The sequence below is a fragment of the Pedobacter sp. G11 genome (assembly GCF_003860265.1).
GTDB classification, from domain to species: Bacteria; Bacteroidota; Bacteroidia; order Sphingobacteriales; family Sphingobacteriaceae; genus Pedobacter; species Pedobacter agri.
In genome coordinates, this window is the sequence record NZ_CP034190.1 from 4,141,361 (window position 1) to 4,163,405 (window position 22,045).

Here is a 22,045-nt window from a genome sequence, read left to right on the forward strand (position 1 = left end):
AAATAGGTAATTTTGCATCAAATGAAAATTGGAGAATTAGAAGAGCATTTCGCATTAGAACTTGAACCCCTTTACGATCAGGATGAAGCCAAAGCACTTTTTGGTTTAGCAGCCGAACATGTTTTTAATTTAACGCCTGTTAAACTAAAAATGATGCGAGATATTGAGACAGATTTTGTTCATCTCCAAAAAATTCTGAGCATTTTAAATGATTTAATGATTGGAAAACCAATACAGCATATTTTAGGTGAAGCACATTTCTATGGATCAGTTTTCAAAGTAAACCAAAATGTACTTATTCCACGACCGGAAACGGAGGAGTTAGTGGATTGGATTATCGCCGATTGCAAAACAAAACCGAAAGCCGAACTATCTATTTTTGATGTTGGAACAGGATCTGGGTGCATTCCGATTTCATTAAAAAAATATTTACCAGGCGCTATAGTAAGCACCCTTGATATATCTTCAGAAGCAATTGCCGTAGCCAAAGAAAATGCACAAATCATGGATGCCAATATCAATTTCATCGTAGCTGATATTGCAGCATTTTCAAGTGAAGATAAATTTGATGTAATTGTTAGTAATCCACCTTATATCAGAAATTTAGAGAAGGATGAAATGCATAAAAATGTTTTATTGCATGAACCACACCTGGCGCTTTTTGTATCAGATGATGACCCGCTAATTTTTTATAAGGTAATCGCTGATTTTGCTAGAACTAATCTCAAGCCATCGGGGAACCTTTATTTTGAAATTAATGAATATCTTAGCAAAGAAACTACGCAGATGTTAGAAGAAAAAGGATTTACCGATATTGTTTTAAGGCGAGATATGCAGGGCAAGGATAGAATGCTTAAAGCAACAATTACTAAATAATTATCCTAACCTAGGATCTGGGGTGAAACTGGGTGATTACTTCCCGTAAATAATCTCTATCTACATGCGTGTAGATTTCTGTTGTGGTAATACTCGAGTGCCCGAGCATTTCCTGTACCGCTCTTAAATCGGCACCACCTTCGATTAAATGGGTCGCAAACGAATGGCGAAGTGTGTGTGGACTAATCGCTTTCTTCAAACCAATACTTTCCGCTAAACTTTTAATTAAATTGAAAATTGATATTCTTGATAGTTTAGCCCCAAAACGATTTAAAAAAATATAATCTTCATTGCCTTTTTTGATATTCATGTGAACACGGATCGAATTAATATAGATATCTAAAAGTTTTAAAGCAACGCCACCAATCGGAACCAATCGTTCTTTGTTTCCTTTACCGATCACTTTAATAAATTCAATCTGTGGATATAAATTCGAAATTTTTAATTCTGTTAACTCCGTAACCCTCAAACCGCAGCCATAAAGCACTTCTATAATCGCCTTATTTCTCATGCCTTCAGGTTTCGAAGCATCAATAGCACCAATAAGTTGATTAATCTCATGAATGTTCAGCATATCTGGCAGTTTTCTACTCAACTTTGGTCCTTCAATTAAAGCCATCGGATCTTTATCAACAACTTCTTCAAGCATCAGGTAAGTAAAAAAAGCTTTTAGGCCCGAAATAACTCTGGCTTGAGTAGTTGCCTGCATCCCCAATTCATTCAGCCAGCTGATAAATGATTTAATGTCAGCAGCTTTGATATTATTCAGCGCAGGTTCTTCGTCTAATGACTTAAAATACTGCGCCAGCTTGTCGATATCATTAAGATAAGCATCAACAGAATTACTAGAAAGTGAGCGTTCTAACTTTAAGTAAGCTTTAAATCCTTTAATATATGATTGCCAAAGCATGTTTTTATGGAGATTTTTTATAACATTGCAACGTTACAATATTTAATAATGATTACCACTATGGAACTATCATCAAATTTTCGAAATCTCGGAAATCTCGATTGTTTCATCATCAACACAAAGAACGTTAAAAATGAAAATACAAATTATTAATGGCCCAAACCTAAACTTGCTGGGTGTTCGTGAACCATCAATTTATGGCAATACAAGCATCGAAGATTATGTAAAAGAACTGAAAGCATATTATTCATCAATAGAAATTGAATACTTTCAAAGCAATGTAGAAGGCGAAATCATTAATAAATTACATGAAGTAGGCTTTAGCTTCGATGGAATTGTACTCAATGCAGGTGGCTACACGCATACTTCTGTCGCCATTGCCGATGCTATCGCAGCCATTAAAACTCCGGTAGTTGAAGTGCATGTATCAAATATTTATGCTCGAGAAGAATACCGCCATGTTTCATTAACCGGCAAAAATTGCCAGGGCGTTTTAACAGGTTTTGGAATGAAAGGTTATCGCTTAGCAATTGAAAGTTTAATACATTAAAAAATTAACATTTATGAAAAAGTTATCGCTCTTACTCACAATAATATTATTTACGATTTCAGGTTATTCCCAAAATCAATCTTTACAAAATTTACAGCCTAATGAAAAATCGGTAGTAAAAGGGGAGGACGGAAAAATATACGCTTATGATGAATGGAAATTGATGTGGTTTTCTGGAAAATATTCAGTTAAATCATTAAACACCAATGATAATAAAGGGAAACCTGAATTTTTACTATACAAACTAACAACAGAACAAACACAGGCAATGCTTGCTAGCATGCCTAAGCCGAAGGAGAGTTTAGCATTTCCTGCGGGGAAGAAGTTTGATGGATTCAAGGTAACCGATTTAAATGGAAACCAGTTTAATCTAGAAGAGGCTAAAGGCAAAATTATTGTATTAAACTTTTGGTTTATAAATTGTCCGCCTTGTAAAATTGAAATTCCATTTTTAAATGAAATGATTGATTCTTATAAAAACACCAAGGATATTATTTTTTTGGCAATTGCGTTAGATGATAGCGTTCGATTACAGGAATTTTTAAAAAATAATCCTTATAAATATTCTATCATTGCTAATGGCCGCCCAATAAGTAATCAATATTCTATTAATTCATATCCCACACATGTTGTAATAGATAAAGGTGGAAAAGTTAAATTTAGTACTTATGGATTAGCAGCAAACACCGTTCTTTGGATTAAAAAGTCGATAGATGAATCACTAAGCACTAAGTAAGCTTATTGAAATACTTTATCTTTTTAATAAAAAAAGCCCAAACTACGCTATTATTGTAAACGCCAGCATGTTTAGTGTAAGGCTTTTGAATGGCTTTACGTTTTTTATTTGTCTTGGCAATTGATTTAATAAAATGCCAGTGGCCTTTACTAACAGCCATGGTAAACTTTAGCTTTCCTGATAAAAGAAAGTGCCACCAGGCTACAAAATCAATCCACATCCTGATTGTTATCCTAAAAATAGCATCGCCGGCGGGAAGGTTTTTTTGCATGATGATCAGGTTGTTCCTGAAATTCAGATAAGTTTTAAATGGATTCTCAGTTTGCAACGTTCCACCACCAACATGGTAAACTTCTGAATCAGGACAATACATGATTTTGTAATTCAAATTCTTTAGCCTCCAGCAAAGATCAATTTCTTCCATGTGCGCAAAGAGATCGGCATCTAAACCACCAGCTTCTTTCCAGCATCTGCTTTTAATAAAAAATGCCGCACCGCTGGCCCAAAAAACTTCTTTCTGCTCGTTATATTGCCCTTGATCAAATTCATAAACATTAAATAAGCGTCCGCGGCAAAATGGGTAGGAGTAGATATCCAGATAACCACCTGCAGCACCGGCATACTCGAACTGGTTTTTATTCAGTTGCCACTTAATTTTCGGTTGCGCCGCAGCAATTCTGTCATCTTTTTCCATTAAATCGATAACAGGTTGTATCCAGTTAGGCGTAACCTCTACATCTGAATTTAAGAGGATAAAATATTCTGCTTCTACGCGTTCGAGCACCTTATTATATCCTCCGGCAAAACCATAGTTTAAATCGTTCTGAATGATTTTTACTGATGGAAAATGTTCCTGCAAAAAAGTAACAGAATCATCAGTTGATGCGTTATCGCCAACAATGATTTGCAAATTATCATATTGAGAAAGTAATATTCCTGGTAAAAATTGTTTTAGAAATGCCTTACCATTCCAGTTTAATATTACAACAGCTACTGAGGGATTCATTCTTTTATTCGGGTTTAAACTTCCAGCGTTTATGGCTCCAAAGCCAGTATTGAGGTTGTTCTTTAATAATATCTTCTAAAAATTTAAAGTGCAAATTAGTAATTTCAAATTCATTTGCTGAAGCAGGATTTAAACACATCGGCAATACATCGACATGGTAATAGCCTTTTTTCACGACATTAACCTTGAAATAATAAATTGGCCGGTTTGTAGCTTTCGCAATTTTCTCTACACCTAATAGTGCAGCAGTTGGCTGATGCAAAAAATCTACAAAATACTTGGTTTCTTCACGTGTTGGTGCCTGGTCGCTGGCAAAACATAATAATGTAGGCTCATTTTTATATGCAGCCATTCCCCTTAAAGTTTGGCGCATGGCGATAAAAACATTTCCATATTTTGTTCTGAATGTGTTAAACCAGGATTCGAAAATCTTATTGGTAAGTGGCTTATAAATGACCATTGTTTTTGCAGAGATACTTAGGCCTAAGGCCAAGGTGCCAAGCTCCCAGTTACCATAATGCCCGGTACAAGCCAATACGCTTTCTCCGGCATTGAAATGTTTTTCAAGTTGTTCGAGCCCGGTAAATTTTACTCTTTTCAATGTTTCCTGCTTTGAAATTGTAGTCATTTTAATGATTTCGAAAATCAATTCCGATAGGAAAAGAAAAAAATCTTTTTCTATTTTAATGATTTGATCGGCTGATTTTTCAGGGAAAGATTTAAGTAAATTCTCACGAACAACTTTTTTTCTATAGCCAATTACATAATAAAGAAGATAATATAGTAATCTTGCAAAAAAAAATAGAAAGGGCAGAGGAAGCAACGACACCAGGTATAAAAAAAATACGCCAAGGTGCGCAAACCCTCTTTTAATCATTATTTTTATTTGTTTCAGCTACAAACATAAATTTTCAAATGCATAATACAGCTATACTTCCATTATTTTATCTTCCTCCGGTAGGCTATTTTAGTTTATTACAAAAACAAGGACAAGATTTTTTAATTGAGAAACATGAACATTTAGCAAAACAAACCTATCGAAATCGGGCAAGCATTTATTCTCCAAACGGAAAGCTTGATTTAACAGTTCCATTGGTTAAGGGCTCAAAAACGCATACCAAAATGAAGGATGTTAAAATCAGCTACGACTTTAACTGGCAACGGTTACATTGGTTGAGTTTAGAAACTTGTTATCGTAGTTCGGCCTATTTTGAATATTATGAAGATGAGCTTTCGCGATTTTATCAAGAAAAATTTGAATTCCTTTTCGACTACAACATGGAGTTGATGGAGTGGCTTAGTAAAAAGCTTAAATTGAACACTGAGCTTAAAACTACAATTTCCTATGAGGATAATATTCTCCCTGAACTTGATTTTAGAGGAATGATGAATCCGAAAAAAAGTGATGAGTTTTTAAACAATAAGCCATATTATCAGGTTTTTGAAGACAGACATCAATTTTTGCCCAATTTAAGCATTGTTGATTTGTTATTTAACCAAGGTCCGCAAGCCAAGTTATATTTATAAAATGGGAAAGAATAAGCCTCGTAATCGACATAAACATTACAAAGTCCCTGCTCCAGGCACTAGTCCTGGTTTATATGCTATTGATGATGAAGCTTTGAAACCCGTTATCGTTCTTCATACTTATAATACTAAAAGTTATAAAAAGGAAGAATTGAAAAACATTAATAATATCGACAAACTGGTTGAAAATAAAGATTTTAACTATTGGTTTGATATTAAGGGCCTGGCTGATCCAAATATTTTTGAAACGCTTTATGCTAAATTTGATATCAGCAGATTGGTTTTGGAAGATATCACGAGTTCATACCAACGTCCGAAACTTGATGAATATGATAATGATAAATACATTTTTTCTGTTAGCAGGCACCTTTACCTAGGTGAAGATGATGTGCTATGCAACGATCAGATCTCTTTTATTTTATCAGAACGAACATTAATTACCTTTCAGGAAACCTACTCAGATTGTTTTGAGCCGGTAAGGAAGCGTTTAGAAATCGGGAAAGGAAATATCAGGATAGGGGGAAGCAGCTATCTGATGTATGCCATTATGGATGTTATTGTAGATAATTATTTTACCTTATTAAATTTCTGGGGTGAGGAGCTAGATGCCATTGAAGATCGGCTTTATGATCATCCGGATAGAAGGATTATGTATGATACCCAGGCCATCAAACGATCATTAATAACGATAAGGAAAGTGGCCTGGCCAGAACGCGATAAATTGAACGACATCATCCGTACTGATAGTCCGTTGATTTCCGATCTCACTAAAACCTATATGAAGGATGCTTATGATCATTGCATCCAGATCATTGATTTCATAGAATCACTAAAGGAAATAGCATCTGCCAATATCGATATGAATCTTTCCATTACCAGTAACCGAATGAATGAGATTATGAAGGTGTTAACCATTATCTCATCAATATTTATTCCCTTAACTTTTATTGCAGGAATTTACGGGATGAATTTTAGCAGGGAAGATCCGGTTACCGGTAAAGTAATGCCCGATAACATGCCAGAGCTCTATAGCCCCCACGGCTACATGTGGACATGGATTGTAATGGGGGCAATCGCGGTGATTCAGGTAATATATTTTTGGAGAAAAGGCTGGTTTAAGTAAGTTAATGCTATTAACTTTTAATTGCGCTTAAAATTTTGGTAGCTTTAAACAATTTTAGGAGGTTTAGAGATAGATGCAGTCATTCGAGATAGATAAAAGCGATGTATTAAAGGTTAAAAATGCAATTTTAGCTGGTGATGAAACCCTAAAAGGGGTTCTAGAGGAGTATCATGCCTCAGAAATTGCCATTTTGTTCGAGCGATTAGATAAATCGGAGCAAAGATACATCATTAACCTGCTGCCCGCTGAGATCGCATCTGAAATTATTTCTGAAATGGATGAGGAATCTCATCCTGAAAATCTCCTCTTCGAACTTCATCCAGATAAACGTACCGAAATTGTAGAAGAACTTGATTATGATGACGCTACTGACATTATTTCGCAACTGGAAGATCATGAGCAAGCCGAAATACTCGAAGATTTACAAGATGAACACGCATCTGAAATCAGAAACCTTTTAACCTACGACGAGAAAACTGCTGGCGGTTTGATGAACACAGAAATTATCTGTGTAAACATCAATTTGACTAAAAAAGATGCCATTGATGAAATTATCCGCCAGAGCGAGGAAATGGAGGAATTTTACACGATTTATGTGGTAGATGATGAAAAGATTTTCAAAGGAATTGTCTCATTAAAAGATATTATCAAGGCGAAACACAATGCTCAAATTACCGAGCTAGTTAAAATGGATGCGGTGTATGTTCATCCAGATACCGATCAGGAAGAAGTTGCGAATCTGATTTCTCAATACAACCTCACCAGTATCCCGGTAATTGATGAACATCAAAAACTTTTAGGAAGAGTTACTTTCGATGACGTAATCGATGTGATGGAGGCGGAGAGTACTGAAGATATTTTGAAAATTTCAGGGGTTTCTGAAGATGAGGAATTAAGTGGGAACTGGGTTGAAGCAGTAAAATCTCGCTTACCTTGGTTAATCATCAATTTGGGCACCGCCTTTTTGGCTTCTTCAGTAGTACGATATTTCGATCCTACAATCAAACTAATTCCTTCACTTGCTGCCTATATGACTATCATTGCAGGAATGGGGGGCAATGCTGCCACGCAAGCACTTGCGGTTACAGTAAGGCGTATTTCTCTTTATGATTTAACAGATAAACAGGCCTACCGAACAGTGTTGAAAGAATTTACGGTTGGTTTAATTAATGGTGCTGTCAACGGCTTGATCGTTTTTATTTTCGCATTCTTTTTTGATGGAAACCCAATGCTCGGCTTAGTAATTTTCTTAGCCATGACAGGAAATCTGTTGATTGCAGGTGTTACTGGTGCAGGTATCCCGTTAATTTTAAAACGTGTCGGAATCGATCCGGCAATTGCATCTTCCATCATCATCACCACTTTTACCGATGTTTTTGGATTTCTGCTAATTTTAGGTTTAGCCAGTAAACTTCTGCTGTAATAAAATATTGGAGCATAAAAAAAGCGACCCTGAAGTCGCTTTCATATTTTGCTAAGAATTTAAACGGCCGTAACCCTCACTTCAATATTTCCCTTTACTGCTTTTGAGTACGGGCAAGCCCTGTGTGCTTTATCAGCAATTGCTTGCGCTTCTTCACGTGAAATTCCTGGAATATGGACATCTAAATCTGCAGACAAAGAAAATGCATTTCCATCTTTATTGAATGATACCAAAACTTTTACATTCGCCTCGCTTACATCAACACCCTCGCGTTCGGCAACAGAACCTAAAGCCCCTAAGTAACATGGACCCCATGCAGCAGCAAATAATTCTTCAGGGTTTGTAGCACCGCCTTGTCCACCAAGCTCTTTAGGTTTTCTTAATTCAAAATCCAATATGCCATCGCTCGATTTGATGTGTCCGTCTCTTCCTCCAGTAGCTGTAACTTCAGCCGTATATAGCTTTTCCATAAAATTATTCCTTTGTTTAAGTACAAACAACAAATTCGAACAGCCTTTGTTTGGAAGCGATGATCAGCGACTTGTAGCAATCCTTTTTACTTCAATACCATCAAATCAATCATCATTAATCGTTTTAAGCTAAAATTTTGTCAAGTTTCGTGTAAAAAAAACAATTTTAGATTAGATAATCATTACTTCAATTTACCAAGAAAAACAACCATATAAAAACTTCGACATAAATGTAATTAGCATGATATAACCGTGTAATTTAATTAAATACAATCATGTATCTTTTTAAATCTACATGCGGTTAACTTAATCTATACTCATTTTCATTATCCGGTTTCGTGTAAAAAAACCGCTTTGCAGCTTGACGACAAATCCATCAATATACTAAAACAATATTTTTACAGTATCACTTTTTAATTCATCGTCCCGTTGAGTAATAAATTGTTATTGTTGATGTGTGTAGCAATATTGGCTGCATCCTCAAAATTGGTTGGTCAAACTTGTCCGGAAAACATTGGATTCGAAAATGGAAATTTTCGGAACTGGAAGCTATTTACAGGATTGACTACACTTTATAGCAACAAAAATGTAATCTATACTAATGAGGTAGCCTCTCCAGCTCCAGGCAGACATAGCATTATCACCAATAAGGCTGAGAAAGATTATTATGGAGGATTTGATCTCATTCCGAAAAACGGAGGAAACTTTTCAGTTAAACTAGGAAACAATGGTACTGGTGCACAGGTTGATGGAGTTTCATATTTGCTAAATGTTCCTTCAGATCGCCCTGAGTTTACGCTAACCTATCAGTATGCCGTTGTTTTAGAAGATCCGTCACATCCTTTGGAAGAACAGCCACGTTTTATAGCCCGGGTAAAAGATCTTGAAAAAAATGAATACATACCCTGTGCTTCTTTTGAATATGTCGCAACATCATCCTTACCGGGATTTAAAAAATCAAAAGTTAATGCTTCGATAATTTATAAGGAGTGGACACCGGTGACCATAAACTTATCCGGATATCAGGGAAAGCAGTTACTTATTGAATTTATAAGTGCAGATTGTGCACTGGGTGGGCATTTTGGTTATGCATATGTGGATGTAGATAATTTATGCGGCGACCTGATTGTAGGAAATACCTTTTGCAAAAGTGCTGATGAACTTAATATTTCCGGACCAAGTGGCTTTCAGTTTTACAACTGGTACAATGCTGATAAATCTGTTAAATATGGTTCTGGTCAATCAATCAATATCAAACCTACGCCACCTGAGGGATCTAAAATTATCTTAGATCTGGTTCCGTATGCTGGCTTTGGTTGCCCGAGTTCAATCACGTCTGTAGTGCATAGCGTAGACTATCATATGCAGGTACTGGAGAAAAACACCGTATGTCAGAATGCAGAAATTGATTTGACTAGCAGCAATTATATTTTAAACAAGAGTGATCAATTTACTTATCTGGTTTATCAGGATAAAGATTTAACTCAGCAATTGACAGGATTAGTTAAAATTCAACAAAATACGAAGTACTATATCAAGGCAACAAACTTTAAAGGTTGCGAAAGTGTAGCTACAATTGACATCAATGTCTTTGACCTGGCTAATGCGTCGGTTAAAAGTCCGCTAATAGCCTGTTTTGATCAAACTGTCGATATTACAAATGATCAGTTATATTCCAGTTTAGAGGGAATTTCAAGAAGTTATTTCACTGATGATAAAGCATCGAAGCCACTATCAAATCCAAACGCAGTTAAAACGTCAGGAACATATTATGTACTCCTTGCCAATAACTATGGTTGCAATAAAATTCTTCCGGTACAGGTAATTATTAGTCCTAAACCACTTCTGAACATCAGTAATCCAGTGGCGGTTTGCTATCCAAACACAATTGATATTACTTCAAGTAAGATATTTGTGGGTAACGATCCGACTTTTAAATACAGTTTCTTTGAAGATGCAGCATTAAAAAATCCGATACACGATCCGCAACATATCAGCAAAACCGGTAGCTACTTTGTTATTGCAACCAATGCTCAGGGCTGTGCTGTTAATGGTAAAATTGATGTTGTAGTAAACGATTTGCCTGTATTAGCGGTGAAAGATCCTGCGGCTGTATGCTATCCGGAAAAGGTAGATTTAACCAATCAAAATCTTTACCTGGGCAGTTCAGAAAAATTGAGCTATTCTTTTTTTAGCGATGAAGCACTCACTGATAAAGTATCCAATCCAAAATCAATAAGCAAATCTGGAATTTATTACGTAAAGGCAACCAATGCATCTGGTTGCTATGTATCTGATAGAATCAATGTCACAATAAATTCCTTGCCAACCATTGTGCTTAATAAACCAAAAGCAATCTTTGACTACGATTTTATTGATCTGACCGCTGCCGAAATTACAAAAGGAAGTAAAGATTTTTCTAAAGTTAGTTACTTCCATGATGCGTTGCTTACCCGGCCAATTGCAGATCCTACCAGGATGAACAAAGCTGGCATTTACTATATATCGCTACAAAATGATAAAGGCTGCTCCGTATCGGCACCAATTGAGCTTAATATATTGCCACAACCAAAAATTGTTGTGCCAACAGCATTCACACCACATAAGGAAACCAACAATAAATTATATCCGTTTTTAGTGAGCATCCAAAAATTAACCAGTTTCAAAGTATTTAATAAATGGGGAATCCTCGTTTATCAAACAGATCTGGCATCGAATGGCTGGGATGGACAGTTTAAAAGCAAAATGCAGCCATTAGAAACATTTTCATGGTTTGCTGAAGGCATTGATGCCTTTGGTGGAAAATTTCAGTCTACAGGTAAAACTATACTTATATTATAATGTACAAATCTTTACTCACTTCATTTTTGTGCATGATTACACTATACTGTTCAGCACAAGACCCTAAATTCTCACAATATTTTGCTGCGCCGCTATCGCTAAATCCTGCTTATACAGGTTTTTTTGATGGAGAATATCGCATTGCAATAAACACCCGCCAGCAGTGGGGTAACCTCGGCGATCCTTATAATACCTATAGTGTTTCTGGCGACATAAAACTCGTTGAGGATGAAAATTTTACCAATAGCGTTTTTAGTTTAGGTTTAAGCGGATTATTTGATGAATCTTTTAATAGGGCTTTAAAATCGCAATACATCAGCGCCAGTATGTCTTACTATCAATACCTTGATGTTGAACATCGGTTTAAGTTTGGTTTGGCCCCCCAAGTTTCGTACGTATCTAAATTTTTAGATTACAATAAATTAACCTTTGCTTCTCAATATACCGATGGTGGCTTTGATAATTCTCTGCCTAACTATCTAGACCTCAAAAACGATAAAACATCATATTTCGATGTAAACATCGGCGCTAATTTCGCTGCAAATTTTAACCAATTGAGTTTCGCTGTGGGTTACGCACACTATCATCTCACCAAACCACAAGAAACTCTATTGAATAACGCAAATGAATATGTCCCGGTAAGGCAGACCGCTAATTTTGGTATGCTTTATCTGTTGAACAACTATGTAGATTTAAATGTTACAGGTGTATATAATGTTCAAAGAAACAATAAAGACACTATTCTTGGTACAGTTGTAGGCTTCAAACCTAACGATGAAACACGTTTGAAGCTAAATTTCGGCATGTGGTTTAAATTTAACGAAGCCTCATTTTATCCTTACGTTGGCGTAGCAATGGGTGATGTAAGTGCCGGATTGAACTACACGGTTTATGGAAATAAACTATTGAGTGCAACACCCCGCACTTATGAACTATCATTTATTTACAGACATAACAATTTTAAAGGTTTTAAAGTTCCATGCCCTAAGTTTTAAGCTATGAAAACTACATTATTATTTTTCGCATTAATCGCATTTGGCACTATTGCGTATAGTCAGCAAACGAAGCAAAGTATCGATTACCAATACTTTAGAGACGATAAAAGTTACTACGCCTTCGAACTATTTAAAGACAATAGCATCGGAATGGATAATCATCTAATGATTAATTTTACCGCAAATTCGAGTTTTAAAAAAATTGATAAAGTTTATTTGAAAGCTGGAGAAGCAGAATTAAAAATAAAATTTAAACTAAGGGAAGAGACGGTTAAGTCAGATAATCCCGAACAAAAGTTTTATCCAATAATATTTGAAGCAAGAGATTTAGCAGACAAGAATTTTCCCTGCGATGCAAAAATTGTATTTAAGTTAGACAATGGAACAACTTACACTTTGCCTTTTAGCACTTGCAGCGTGATTGAATTTATTGCAAAAAACTAAATTTTAATTTTAACTGTAAGCTTATAAATATCATAAGCAACTTTCTGAATCAAGTCAAATTGCTCTGGCACTAAATCTTTGCCTTCAACTATCTTTAAGCCTGTATCTGCAAGTCGTATCAGTGGAACATTTTCAATCGTGTTCTTACCTTCAATTAGATTGTTTATTGCAGTATCAAGCAAATAATCTGTGTTTTGTGCGATAGGTTTTAGGGCATCAAAGTTCTCGAAGGTAAATTCATGCTCTTTGTTATAAAGCGAAAGGGTGGCCACGTAAGAAGACAACAGATGACTTAATGCTGTAAACTGATGCACTTCTTTAATAAACAACTGCTTGCTTTTTGGCTCAGAGAACATTCGCTGAAACAATGATGCCAGGTTTGCCGTAGCTACATAAACTTCTTTTCTGGCCAATTTGTAATCTGTTCGGTTATAAATTTTCTCAAAATACAATCTTACTACCTGTTCATAATAAGCTTTGTTAGCTTTTATAATGTCGGTCATCGCTTCTTTGAGCTTCTCATGCTCCCAGGTTGGAAAAAGCGAGTAGCTGGCTAACAATGCAATACCTGATCCAATAAATGTATCATAAATTCGCTCTCTGGCTAACGCGATAGAACCCATCCCAAGAAAATCAAATAAGATCAGTATATAGGGCGTCATAAACAGAACACTTACCACATAGTTTTTACGCTGAAAACTGTAGCTACCAACCATACAGATAAGCAAAATTACAAATAGCGCATTTTTATCATGGATATAACTAACAACAGCCATACCGATGAAAGCGCCAACGGTTGTACCAATCAAACGTTGATAATTTCGTTCTTTAGTTAAACTGAACCCAGGTTTGGAAATTACTAAAATCGTCAGCAAAATCCAGTAACTGTGAGAAAAATCGAGCATCTGCGAGACGATAAACCCTAACGACATTACCACAGTAACCCTTAACGAATGCCTGAAGGTTGAAGAACTGTAGGTGAGATTTTCCTTAAACAAATCAAAATCGAACTTCTGTCGCTTAATGAATTTTTCAGTATCCACTTCCGCCTGACGGATATCTTTATTATTTCGCACCTTGAAGTAACTAAAGATCGTTTTTACCCTGGATAGAATATTCTCAATATTTACTTCGATATTTTTTAAAGCAATAATCCCAATGGTACTATATTCCTGATTGGTATTATTTTTCTCCAGGTTATTGATTTTGATCTTTAATCGTTCAATTTCTATAAGCAATCGCTTAGAAATCACCGGCTTTCCACCACTTTTCAAGGCAAAGGCAATATCATCCAAAGCATAAGAAATACGTTTTATCGCCATTTCATAGTCTGATAAAATACCAGCTTTATCAAACTGATCATGCAATTGCTGATAGTTGTAGTAAGTCGACATCACTTGCTCAAACAAATCAACCATATCTACAAACACCAGTAATAAAAATCTTCCTTCCGGACTAGAATCTCTTACAATTTCTCTTGTTCTGAATAAAAGCTCGCGTACGGCATCTTGTTTCTCGTGTACCGACACCTGCAATTGCAACAAATCTGCATAGGTTTTATCGTAGTTATTGTTCCGATGATAGAATTTAGCTTTTTCCCTCAGAAATTCTGCTACCTCTAAAATAGAATCGCTTAAAGATTGTTGCACCAAACGAAAGGGGCGAAGGCGATAAACAAAATAACTTAATCCTGTATACCATAAACTCCCGGCCAAAACCATCAGCGAATGTGAAATCACCTCTTGCCATGGGCGAACATCGTCGATACTCAACACCATAATTAGCAGAACGGCGGTACCAACAGATGCCGCTCTTACTCCATAGATGTAAAACATCGAAAATATAAAACTCGAAATGGCCAGTAAAAAGCCTATGAAATAGTGGCTTTTATTGGTAAGTCCGGTGATGATTGAAAAAACGAAAATTAACACTGTGGTAACGAACATTGCGTTACGCCTGTGAACCATCGGCCCCGGGCTATCAACCACGCTCACACATAAAGCACCAAGTGATAAAGTCATGCCATAGGTTAGCATACCGAATTGCGCCAATATAAGCGAGGGGAGTAGAACACCTATTGTAATTCGCAATCCATCCGCAAAGTAAGTACTTAATAAAAAGTCTTGAATATTTCGAATGGGTTGCCTAATCTGCATGTACAAAAATAACATAATACCCATGTTTTTTGTTGCGCTGAAAATTAAGTTTTTTGATTTTTTATAAAATCTAGGCAGAAATTAGCTATTCTATTGTTTACCAAAATGTTATAAAATGTTTATAATATTTCAAAGCACGAATGTTAATAAACTTTAATAATATGCATATAAATAGAAAAAATCAACATTACAATCATTTATCATGTTGATAACCAGCAATTTTAGGTTAAAAACTATGTTAATAATTTACATTAATTTTTGCTTGACAAACGGGTGTTTTTGTTCTAAATTAGATGATATCAAATACGAAGTACTTTGAATTCTGATAAAACAATCCAAAAGGAATAATGATCTGAAAAGTGAGTTATTTCGGATATGTTCACAGGGAAACGATTAATTTCAGAAAGGGTTAAACCGAGTAAGAATATAAATAATCCTCATCGAAAGATAGATTATATGAAAATCGCACAGGCCCGAACAGAGCTTATTGAAAACTAGGAAGTTTACGAACAGAATAGTCGGAAATAAATTTTCACGAATCGTAAAAGTTGCGAAACCTAACGAGAACGGAAAATCAAAGTAACAAGAATGAGATGCTTTAATACAACTATGGTTGTTTTTAAGGTTAAAACGGGGAACTGAATCGAAAGAAGAAGAACCCCGTTTTTATTTATAACGTTTTTTACTTTGTGGTTAAAAGATCACAGTAGTTGGTGCAAATCCTATCTAAAACATTAAATTTACCTTATGGCTAAAAAAGGTAAAACCCATATTAACCCCACTAAAAAAATATTCGTTTTAGATACATCTGTGATTTTATATGATCATGATGCGATAAACAACTTCCATGAACACGATGTTGCTATTCCCATTCAGGTATTGGAGGAACTCGATCATTTTAAAAGTGGAAATGATACACGGAATTTCGAAGCCAGAAGTTTTATCAGGTTAATTGATCAAACCTCCAAACAACAACTTATAAGTGATTGGGTTCAACTGAAAACAGAAAGTGCTGGTAAGTTTAGGGTCATTCTAAATGATCAGCCTTTAAAAATTGATGCCGAAGAAATATTTGGAAAGGGCAAAACCGATCATAAAATTTTGAATGCCGCGTTAACTTTGAAAGAGGAATATGTCAACAAAAAAGTTGTGCTCGTTTCAAAAGATATTTGCCTGCGGTTGAAAGCCAAAGCACTTGATTTACACGCTGAAGATTATGAAACTGGCAAAATTAAAAATGTTGATGAGCTTTACGCTGGCAAAACAGAACTATCAAATTTTCCTGAATCAATTATTGATGAGGTAAAAAAAAACAAATTCATAGAGGCGGAAAATATAGCGCTTTCTGCAAAAGAGGGCAATCATTTTTATGTATTGAAAAACAAACGGAAGGTTGTCAATGTATTTTATAATTATGCACTAAAAACGCTTTCCGCGGTTTCAACCGATGCTATTTTTAAAATAAAACCAAAAAATATTGAACAAGCCTGCGCCATACATGCCTTGCTTGATCCAAATATAAAACTGGTAAGCATACAGGGAAATGCTGGTACCGGCAAAACACTTCTGGCACTGGCGAGTGCCTTGGAGCAACGCCGTGAGTTCAGGCAAATTTATATTACACGGCCAATCGTTTCGCTTAGCAACAAAGACATTGGATTTTTGCCTGGCGATGCCAAATCGAAAACAGATCCATTCATGGCACCCATTTGGGATAATCTTCGCTTTATTAAAGATCAGTTTAGCGGCGATGAAAAAATGACTGCCAAAATTGATGAGTTGATTACTACTGAAAAAATTGCAATTGCACCACTGGCTTTTATTAGGGGAAGAACATTAACAAAGATCTTCTTCATTATTGATGAGGCGCAAAACCTTACGCCTCACGAAGTGAAAACGATTATCTCGAGGGCGGGTGAGCATACGAAAATAGTCTTCACAGGAGATATCTATCAGATCGACACACCCTATCTCGATTCGGAAAGCAACGGGTTATCTTATCTTATTGAAAATGCTAAAAATCACCCTTTATATGCGCACATTACATTGCAAAAGGGTGAGCGAAGCGAATTGGCTAATCTTGCAAATGCGCTATTATAATATTATTTTGCTAACCTAAACTTATACCAAACGCAAACTAAATGTTCTCACTTTTTATTCTGCTGGTAATTATTCGGTTAATGAATAAATATCTCGATAATGATCAATTTAAACTGGCAGACAACCCAAATACACAAAATGGAAATATTGAAAACTATTTTCCTATTGTATTTCATTTTGTAATTATTGTTTTAATTGTAATCTCCTTTTTTAACACTAACATCTTAACAGATGATCGGATTCATGTCCTGGTTTCAGACGGTATTTTTCAATTTGTAAGCACCCTGCTTATCGTTATCATCAGTATTATTAATCCATTTGTTTCCTTTTCTCCAGAAGCACGTGCTAAACTGCAAATACTTACAGATCAGGAAAAGTTTTCTGCGATGCGTTGGTTACTTAGAGATAAAAACTGGCAGTTATTAAAAGCCCTAGCTTGCATCCTGATAGTGGCTTATTTTGTTTCCGAGCAAATTTTAGTTATTCCAAGCTTAAAACAAGGAACCATTTCCGGCATCACCATCATCCTGATTTTATTTTTTGTTTTCAGCAACATTATTCAATTGATCAAAGATCCGGTAATGTTCAAGAAAAAAACCTTATTTAGGTTATCAATGCTTTACCGCTCGTTTAAACTTTCCTTTTTCATATCAATTGGATTGATTGCTGCAGTATTTTTATTTTCTGCATTAGCGCAAATTGATACATCCAAAACCCTAAAAATTGAAGCAATGGTTTTAATGGTTTATAATGTGGTAATGGCTTACAATGAATTTAAAATACTTCGGGCTTGAGGTTAATGATATTTTCTCATTGCCCTTATGGCGATAAACAAACCAATCAGCGTTAAAAAGGCGCTTAGAATAAAAGGCGCACCAGGAAAATATAATGGCGTACCATCCTGAATGAAATAAACAAAAATATGGCTGGCCAACCATGGGCCAATGATTGCGGCTAAACTTTGTAAACTTGTTGTTATTCCCTGAATTTCGCCTTGTGCATTTTCGGGTACCTGATTGGATATGATACTTTGCATGGCTGGTCCGCCGATACCAGCTAAACAATATGGAATGATAAAAATCATCATCATCAAACCAGTATTGGCAAAAGCGAAACACACAAAACCAATTACATACAACATTAGGCCAAAGTAAATTGCCTTTCGGTTTCCGATTTTGGGAATGATGAACCGGATTAATCCACCTTGTACGATAGCAACCATTAAACCTACTACGCCTAATGAATAACCGATCATGGTAGAATCCCACTGGAACTTTTCGATTACATAATATGACCAGTTTGATTGTACAGAATGGCTGGCAATATATAAGAGTAACAGGGTTGCCAGTAGCCCTAATATGGCCGGATATTTAGAAGCATTCAGGAATGAGCCAATCGGATTTGCCCGTTTCCAGGAAAACTCTCTACGCTTAGCTTTGGCAAGTGATTCTGGAAGGATGAAATATCCATACAACCAATTAACCAAAGCAAGTCCTGCAGAAATCATGAATGGAACCCTTAAGCCAAAGGTGCTGAACAAACCGCCAATTACAGGCCCCAAAATAAAGCCCACACCGAATGCGGCACCAACAAGACCAAAGTTTTGAGCTTTCTTCTCTGGTTCAGAGATATCAGCAATGTAGGCCATAGCAGTTGTAAAGCTGGCTCCGGTTATGCCGGCGATAATTCTACCAATAAACAACCAAAATATAGAAGGAGCGAAGGATAGAAAAATATAATCGATACCCAAGCCAAAGAGCGAGAATAGCAAAATTGGTCGCCGTCCGTATTGATCACTTAAGCCACCCATAATTGGAGAGCAGATAAATTGTGCCAATGCAAATGCAACCATCAGGTAGCCGCCATAATCGGCCGCTACACTAACGCTACCACCTGTAAATTCCTGAATCAGTTTGGGCAACACTGGTATAATAATTCCGAATCCGGTAAAATCAATTAGCAGCGTGATCATGATAAAAATCATCGCTGACTTTTTTTGTTTAGCCATTATAATTTTTGGTTATAAACAAAAATAGAAATTTGAATGAGCTAATCACAATTGTATCACATCGTAATACATCAACAATGCGAATCTCTAACTTAGTTGATTTAAGAAAAATCATTTAAATGTCGCTTTAAGCACATTAAAAAAACGCAGCATCAGAAAAGCTTTACAGATAGGCAAAACTTTTCCACAATGCCTTATTTCGGCATATTTTTGCTAAATTCGCAAGGTTATAATAACACCTTTTTTTGAAATATCGTTTTTGATAACGAGAATAATAATTTATGGCAGAAGATTTAGAAAATCAACAAAACGACAAAATCATCCAAATTAATATAGAGGAGCAGATGAAATCGGCCTACATTGACTACTCAATGTCGGTTATTGTATCAAGGGCTTTGCCTGATGTACGCGATGGATTAAAGCCGGTACACCGCCGTGTTTTATATGGTATGCTCGATCTTGGTGTAACAAGTAATAAACCACATAAAAAATCTGCCCGTATTGTGGGTGAGGTTTTAGGTAAGTATCACCCACACGGAGATTCATCTGTTTATTTCACCATGGTTCGTATGGCTCAGGATTGGAGTTTACGTTACCCAATGGTTGATGGTCAGGGAAACTTCGGACATATTGATGGTGATTCGCCAGCTGCAATGCGTTACACGGAGGCACGTTTCTCGAAAATTGCTGAAGAAATGCTTGCTGATATTAACAAAGATACGGTAGATTTTCAACTGAACTTTGATGATACGCTACAGGAACCAACAGTATTGCCGGCAAAAATTCCTAACCTTTTGGTTAACGGATCATCTGGTATTGCGGTAGGTATGGCGACCAATATGGCGCCACATAATTTAACAGAATCTATCGATGGTATTATAAACTATATCGATAACAGAGATATTACCATCGAAGAATTAATGAAGTTTATTAAAGCTCCAGATTTTCCAACAGGTGGTATTATTTACGGCTATAATGGTGTTAAAGAGGCTTTTGAAACTGGTCGCGGTCGTATTGTGATGCGTGCTAAAGCCGAAATTGAAAGTATTAAAGATCGTGAAGTAATTATTGTAACCGAAATTCCTTACCAGGTAAATAAAGCACAGATGATTGAGCGTACAGCTGAATTAGTTGGCGAGAAAAAGCTGGAAGGTATCTCAAACATCAAAGATGAATCCAATAAAGATGGTATTCGTATTGTTTATGAAATTAAACGTGATGCAAATGCATCCATCGTTTTAAATAACTTATATAAGTATACGGCTCTACAAACATCTTTCAGTGTAAATAATATTGCATTGGTAAAAGGTCGTCCGCAGATGTTAAATCTGAAAGATTTAATTGTACATTTTGTAGATCACCGTCATGATGTAGTAATTCGCCGTACCAAATATGAATTGGCAGAGGCCGAAAAAAGAGCTCATATTTTAGAGGGTTATTTAATTGCTTTAGATCATTTGGATGAAGTAATTAAATTAATCCGTGCTTCAGAAACACCTGAAGAAGCCCGTTTGGGTTTAATGGAGAAATTTGGTTTAAGTGATCTCCAGGCTCGGGCAATTCTTGATATGACGCTTCGTCGTTTAACAGGACTAGAGCGTGATAAAATTAAAGAAGAATATGCTGAGTTAATGAAAACCATTGAATACTTGAAATCTATTCTTGCAGATGAAGGTTTGCGGATGAAGATTATCAAAGATGAGCTTGAAGAGGTTAAGCAAAAGTTCGGCGATGAACGTAAAACGACCATTGTTCATTCTGCTGAAGATATGAGCATGGAAGACTTTATCGATGATGAAGAAGTGGTGATTACAATTTCTCACGAGGGTTACGTAAAACGTACTCCAGCAACCGATTTCAGGGCGCAGGGCAGAGGTGGAAAAGGATCAAAAGGCAGCACCTCAAGAAATGAAGATTTCATTGAGCACATGTTGGTTGCAACCAATCATAACTATATGTTATTCTTTACCGAGGCTGGAAGATGTTTCTGGTTACGGGTTTACGAAATTCCTGAAGGTTCGAGAACAAGTAAGGGAAGGGCGATTCAGAATATCATCAACATTCCAAAAGACGAGAAAATTAAGGCTTATATCAAAGTTAAAAACCTTAAAGATCAGGAGTATTTAGAGAACAATTTCATTATCATGTGTACTAAAAAAGGTACCATTAAGAAAACTTCTCTGGAAGCATATTCTCGTCCACGTGTAAACGGTATCAATGCAATTAACATCAACGAAGGAGATGTTTTATTGGAAGCTTGTTTAACCAACGGCGAAAGCGAAGTGGTAATGGCGCTACGTTCAGGAAGGGCAATTCGTTTCAACGAAAAAACTGTTCGCCCGATGGGTAGAACGGCGACCGGCGTACGTGGGGTTAGATTGGCACATGATAAAGATGAGGTTGTTGGCATGATTGCTGTAAACAATCCGGAGGTTACGGTGTTAGTAGTATCAGAAAAAGGATACGGTAAAAGAACAGATATTGAAGATTATCGTGTTACAAACCGTGGCGGTAAAGGTGTTAAAACCATTAACGTTACTGAAAAGACAGGACAATTAGTTTCAATTAAAGACGTTACAGACAGCGAAGATTTGATGATCATCAACAGATCAGGCATTGTAATTAGAATACCTGTTTCTGCTTTAAGAGTGATGGGGCGTGCTACTCAGGGAGTTCGTTTGATATCTTTAAAAGGTGATGATGAAATTGCTTCAGTAACTAAAATCGATCACGAAGAAGATGAAGAAGAAACAGTAGATTTAGCAGATGTTGTGGTAACTGACGGGGAAGAGCTGGAAGCCGACACAACTGAGACAGAAGACACTGAAGAAGATGAAACAGATTCAGAAGACGAAACGGAAGAAGAAAATTAACTAAATT

At 36.1% G+C, this 22,045-nt stretch carries 18 protein-coding genes; 12 read left to right on the forward strand and 6 right to left on the reverse strand.

Annotation, left to right across the window (positions count from 1 at the left end; translation table 11 throughout):
• Nucleotides 1-21 precede the first annotated feature (21 nt).
• Nucleotides 22-876: a peptide chain release factor N(5)-glutamine methyltransferase gene (gene prmC / locus EA772_RS17895; RefSeq protein WP_124914376.1), complete on the forward strand. Its 855-nt coding sequence runs from the start codon at nt 22-24 to the stop codon at nt 874-876.
• 10 nt (nt 877-886) lie between these two features.
• Here prmC and xerD read toward each other — a convergent pair whose 3' ends face one another.
• Nucleotides 887-1,786, reverse strand: a complete 900-nt coding sequence (gene xerD, locus EA772_RS17900) for a site-specific tyrosine recombinase XerD (RefSeq protein WP_124914377.1) — start codon at nt 1,784-1,786, stop codon at nt 887-889.
• A gap of 133 nt (nt 1,787-1,919) precedes the next feature.
• On the opposite strand from xerD, the gene aroQ reads away from it, so the two are divergent.
• Entirely contained in the window at nt 1,920-2,336 is a 417-nt protein-coding gene (aroQ, locus tag EA772_RS17905) for a type II 3-dehydroquinate dehydratase (RefSeq protein ID WP_124914378.1), read from the forward strand.
• Nucleotides 2,337-2,349: 13 nt separating this feature from the next.
• Complete coding sequence (locus EA772_RS17910; RefSeq protein ID WP_010602804.1) at nt 2,350-3,072, forward strand: TlpA disulfide reductase family protein; 723 nt, start codon at nt 2,350-2,352, stop codon at nt 3,070-3,072.
• Here the strand turns inward: EA772_RS17910 and EA772_RS17915 are convergent.
• Both EA772_RS17915 and EA772_RS17920 read right to left on the reverse strand, forming a co-directional pair.
• Nucleotides 3,065-4,078, reverse strand: coding sequence for a glycosyltransferase family 2 protein (locus EA772_RS17915; protein WP_124914379.1), 1,014 nt, complete (start codon nt 4,076-4,078; stop codon nt 3,065-3,067). The two genes, EA772_RS17910 and EA772_RS17915, sit on opposite strands and share 8 nt — an antisense overlap.
• Before the next feature lie 4 nt (nt 4,079-4,082).
• Nucleotides 4,083-4,955, reverse strand: coding sequence for a lysophospholipid acyltransferase family protein (locus tag EA772_RS17920; RefSeq protein WP_124914380.1), 873 nt, complete (start codon nt 4,953-4,955; stop codon nt 4,083-4,085).
• 38 nt (nt 4,956-4,993) lie between these two features.
• Here EA772_RS17920 and EA772_RS17925 point away from each other — a divergent pair, with 38 nt between their 5' ends.
• From EA772_RS17925 to mgtE, 3 genes are all read left to right on the forward strand, one after another.
• Nucleotides 4,994-5,605, forward strand: a complete 612-nt coding sequence (locus EA772_RS17925) for a WbqC family protein (protein WP_124914381.1) — start codon at nt 4,994-4,996, stop codon at nt 5,603-5,605.
• Between the two features lies 1 nt (nt 5,606).
• Complete coding sequence (gene corA / locus EA772_RS17930) at nt 5,607-6,728, forward strand: magnesium/cobalt transporter CorA (RefSeq protein WP_168187596.1); 1,122 nt, start codon at nt 5,607-5,609, stop codon at nt 6,726-6,728.
• A gap of 73 nt (nt 6,729-6,801) precedes the next feature.
• Entirely contained in the window at nt 6,802-8,151 is a 1,350-nt protein-coding gene (gene mgtE, locus EA772_RS17935; RefSeq protein ID WP_116168184.1) for a magnesium transporter, read from the forward strand.
• A gap of 59 nt (nt 8,152-8,210) precedes the next feature.
• Here mgtE and EA772_RS17940 read toward each other — a convergent pair whose 3' ends face one another.
• Entirely contained in the window at nt 8,211-8,621 is a 411-nt protein-coding gene (locus EA772_RS17940) for an organic hydroperoxide resistance protein (protein WP_010601836.1), read from the reverse strand.
• 453 nt (nt 8,622-9,074) lie between these two features.
• Here EA772_RS17940 and EA772_RS17945 point away from each other — a divergent pair, with 453 nt between their 5' ends.
• The 3 genes from EA772_RS17945 to EA772_RS17955 are packed head-to-tail and all read left to right on the forward strand — an operon-like array spanning nt 9,075 to nt 12,901.
• Nucleotides 9,075-11,462, forward strand: a complete 2,388-nt coding sequence (locus EA772_RS17945) for a gliding motility-associated C-terminal domain-containing protein (RefSeq protein WP_124914382.1) — start codon at nt 9,075-9,077, stop codon at nt 11,460-11,462.
• The gene (locus tag EA772_RS17950) at nt 11,462-12,457 is read left to right on the forward strand and encodes a PorP/SprF family type IX secretion system membrane protein (protein ID WP_124914383.1); all 996 of its coding nucleotides are present in this window, start codon (nt 11,462-11,464) and stop codon (nt 12,455-12,457) included. The genes EA772_RS17945 and EA772_RS17950 overlap by 1 nt, the downstream gene beginning before the upstream one ends.
• Nucleotides 12,458-12,460: 3 nt before the next feature.
• Entirely contained in the window at nt 12,461-12,901 is a 441-nt protein-coding gene (locus EA772_RS17955; protein ID WP_124914384.1) for a hypothetical protein, read from the forward strand.
• Here the strand turns inward: EA772_RS17955 and EA772_RS17960 are convergent.
• A complete protein-coding gene (locus EA772_RS17960; RefSeq protein ID WP_246833987.1) occupies nt 12,898-15,081 on the reverse strand; it encodes an FUSC family membrane protein in 2,184 nt (727 codons plus the stop codon). The two genes, EA772_RS17955 and EA772_RS17960, sit on opposite strands and share 4 nt — an antisense overlap.
• Nucleotides 15,082-15,804: 723 nt before the next feature.
• Here EA772_RS17960 and EA772_RS17965 point away from each other — a divergent pair.
• A complete protein-coding gene (locus EA772_RS17965) occupies nt 15,805-17,157 on the forward strand; it encodes a PhoH family protein (protein ID WP_124914386.1) in 1,353 nt (450 codons plus the stop codon).
• Between the two features lie 41 nt (nt 17,158-17,198).
• Nucleotides 17,199-17,951 carry a hypothetical protein gene (locus EA772_RS17970; RefSeq protein ID WP_124914387.1) on the forward strand — a complete coding sequence of 251 codons (753 nt, stop codon included), beginning with the start codon at nt 17,199-17,201 and terminating at the stop codon, nt 17,949-17,951.
• A gap of 2 nt (nt 17,952-17,953) precedes the next feature.
• Here EA772_RS17970 and EA772_RS17975 read toward each other — a convergent pair whose 3' ends face one another.
• Nucleotides 17,954-19,165, reverse strand: a complete 1,212-nt coding sequence (locus EA772_RS17975; protein ID WP_124914388.1) for a TCR/Tet family MFS transporter — start codon at nt 19,163-19,165, stop codon at nt 17,954-17,956.
• Between the two features lie 281 nt (nt 19,166-19,446).
• Here EA772_RS17975 and gyrA point away from each other — a divergent pair, with 281 nt between their 5' ends.
• Nucleotides 19,447-22,038 carry a DNA gyrase subunit A gene (gyrA, locus tag EA772_RS17980; protein WP_124914389.1) on the forward strand — a complete coding sequence of 864 codons (2,592 nt, stop codon included), beginning with the start codon at nt 19,447-19,449 and terminating at the stop codon, nt 22,036-22,038.
• Nucleotides 22,039-22,045 lie beyond the last annotated feature (7 nt).

Excerpts from the sequence above, each read along its gene's own strand:
- prmC (WP_124914376.1), top strand. The coding sequence starts at position 22 with ATGAAAATTGGAGAATTAGAAGAGCATTTCGCATTAGAACTTGAACCC.
- xerD (WP_124914377.1), bottom strand. The coding sequence starts at position 1,786 with ATGCTTTGGCAATCATATATTAAAGGATTTAAAGCTTACTTAAAGTTA.
- aroQ (WP_124914378.1), top strand. The coding sequence starts at position 1,920 with ATGAAAATACAAATTATTAATGGCCCAAACCTAAACTTGCTGGGTGTT.
- EA772_RS17910 (WP_010602804.1), top strand. The coding sequence starts at position 2,350 with ATGAAAAAGTTATCGCTCTTACTCACAATAATATTATTTACGATTTCA.
- EA772_RS17915 (WP_124914379.1), bottom strand. The coding sequence starts at position 4,078 with ATGAATCCCTCAGTAGCTGTTGTAATATTAAACTGGAATGGTAAGGCA.
- EA772_RS17920 (WP_124914380.1), bottom strand. The coding sequence starts at position 4,955 with ATGATTAAAAGAGGGTTTGCGCACCTTGGCGTATTTTTTTTATACCTG.
- EA772_RS17925 (WP_124914381.1), top strand. The coding sequence starts at position 4,994 with ATGCATAATACAGCTATACTTCCATTATTTTATCTTCCTCCGGTAGGC.
- corA (WP_168187596.1), top strand. The coding sequence starts at position 5,607 with ATGGGAAAGAATAAGCCTCGTAATCGACATAAACATTACAAAGTCCCT.
- mgtE (WP_116168184.1), top strand. The coding sequence starts at position 6,802 with ATGCAGTCATTCGAGATAGATAAAAGCGATGTATTAAAGGTTAAAAAT.
- EA772_RS17940 (WP_010601836.1), bottom strand. The coding sequence starts at position 8,621 with ATGGAAAAGCTATATACGGCTGAAGTTACAGCTACTGGAGGAAGAGAC.
- EA772_RS17945 (WP_124914382.1), top strand. The coding sequence starts at position 9,075 with ATGTGTGTAGCAATATTGGCTGCATCCTCAAAATTGGTTGGTCAAACT.
- EA772_RS17950 (WP_124914383.1), top strand. The coding sequence starts at position 11,462 with ATGTACAAATCTTTACTCACTTCATTTTTGTGCATGATTACACTATAC.
- EA772_RS17955 (WP_124914384.1), top strand. The coding sequence starts at position 12,461 with ATGAAAACTACATTATTATTTTTCGCATTAATCGCATTTGGCACTATT.
- EA772_RS17960 (WP_246833987.1), bottom strand. The coding sequence starts at position 15,081 with ATGGGTATTATGTTATTTTTGTACATGCAGATTAGGCAACCCATTCGA.
- EA772_RS17965 (WP_124914386.1), top strand. The coding sequence starts at position 15,805 with ATGGCTAAAAAAGGTAAAACCCATATTAACCCCACTAAAAAAATATTC.
- EA772_RS17970 (WP_124914387.1), top strand. The coding sequence starts at position 17,199 with ATGTTCTCACTTTTTATTCTGCTGGTAATTATTCGGTTAATGAATAAA.
- EA772_RS17975 (WP_124914388.1), bottom strand. The coding sequence starts at position 19,165 with ATGGCTAAACAAAAAAAGTCAGCGATGATTTTTATCATGATCACGCTG.
- gyrA (WP_124914389.1), top strand. The coding sequence starts at position 19,447 with ATGGCAGAAGATTTAGAAAATCAACAAAACGACAAAATCATCCAAATT.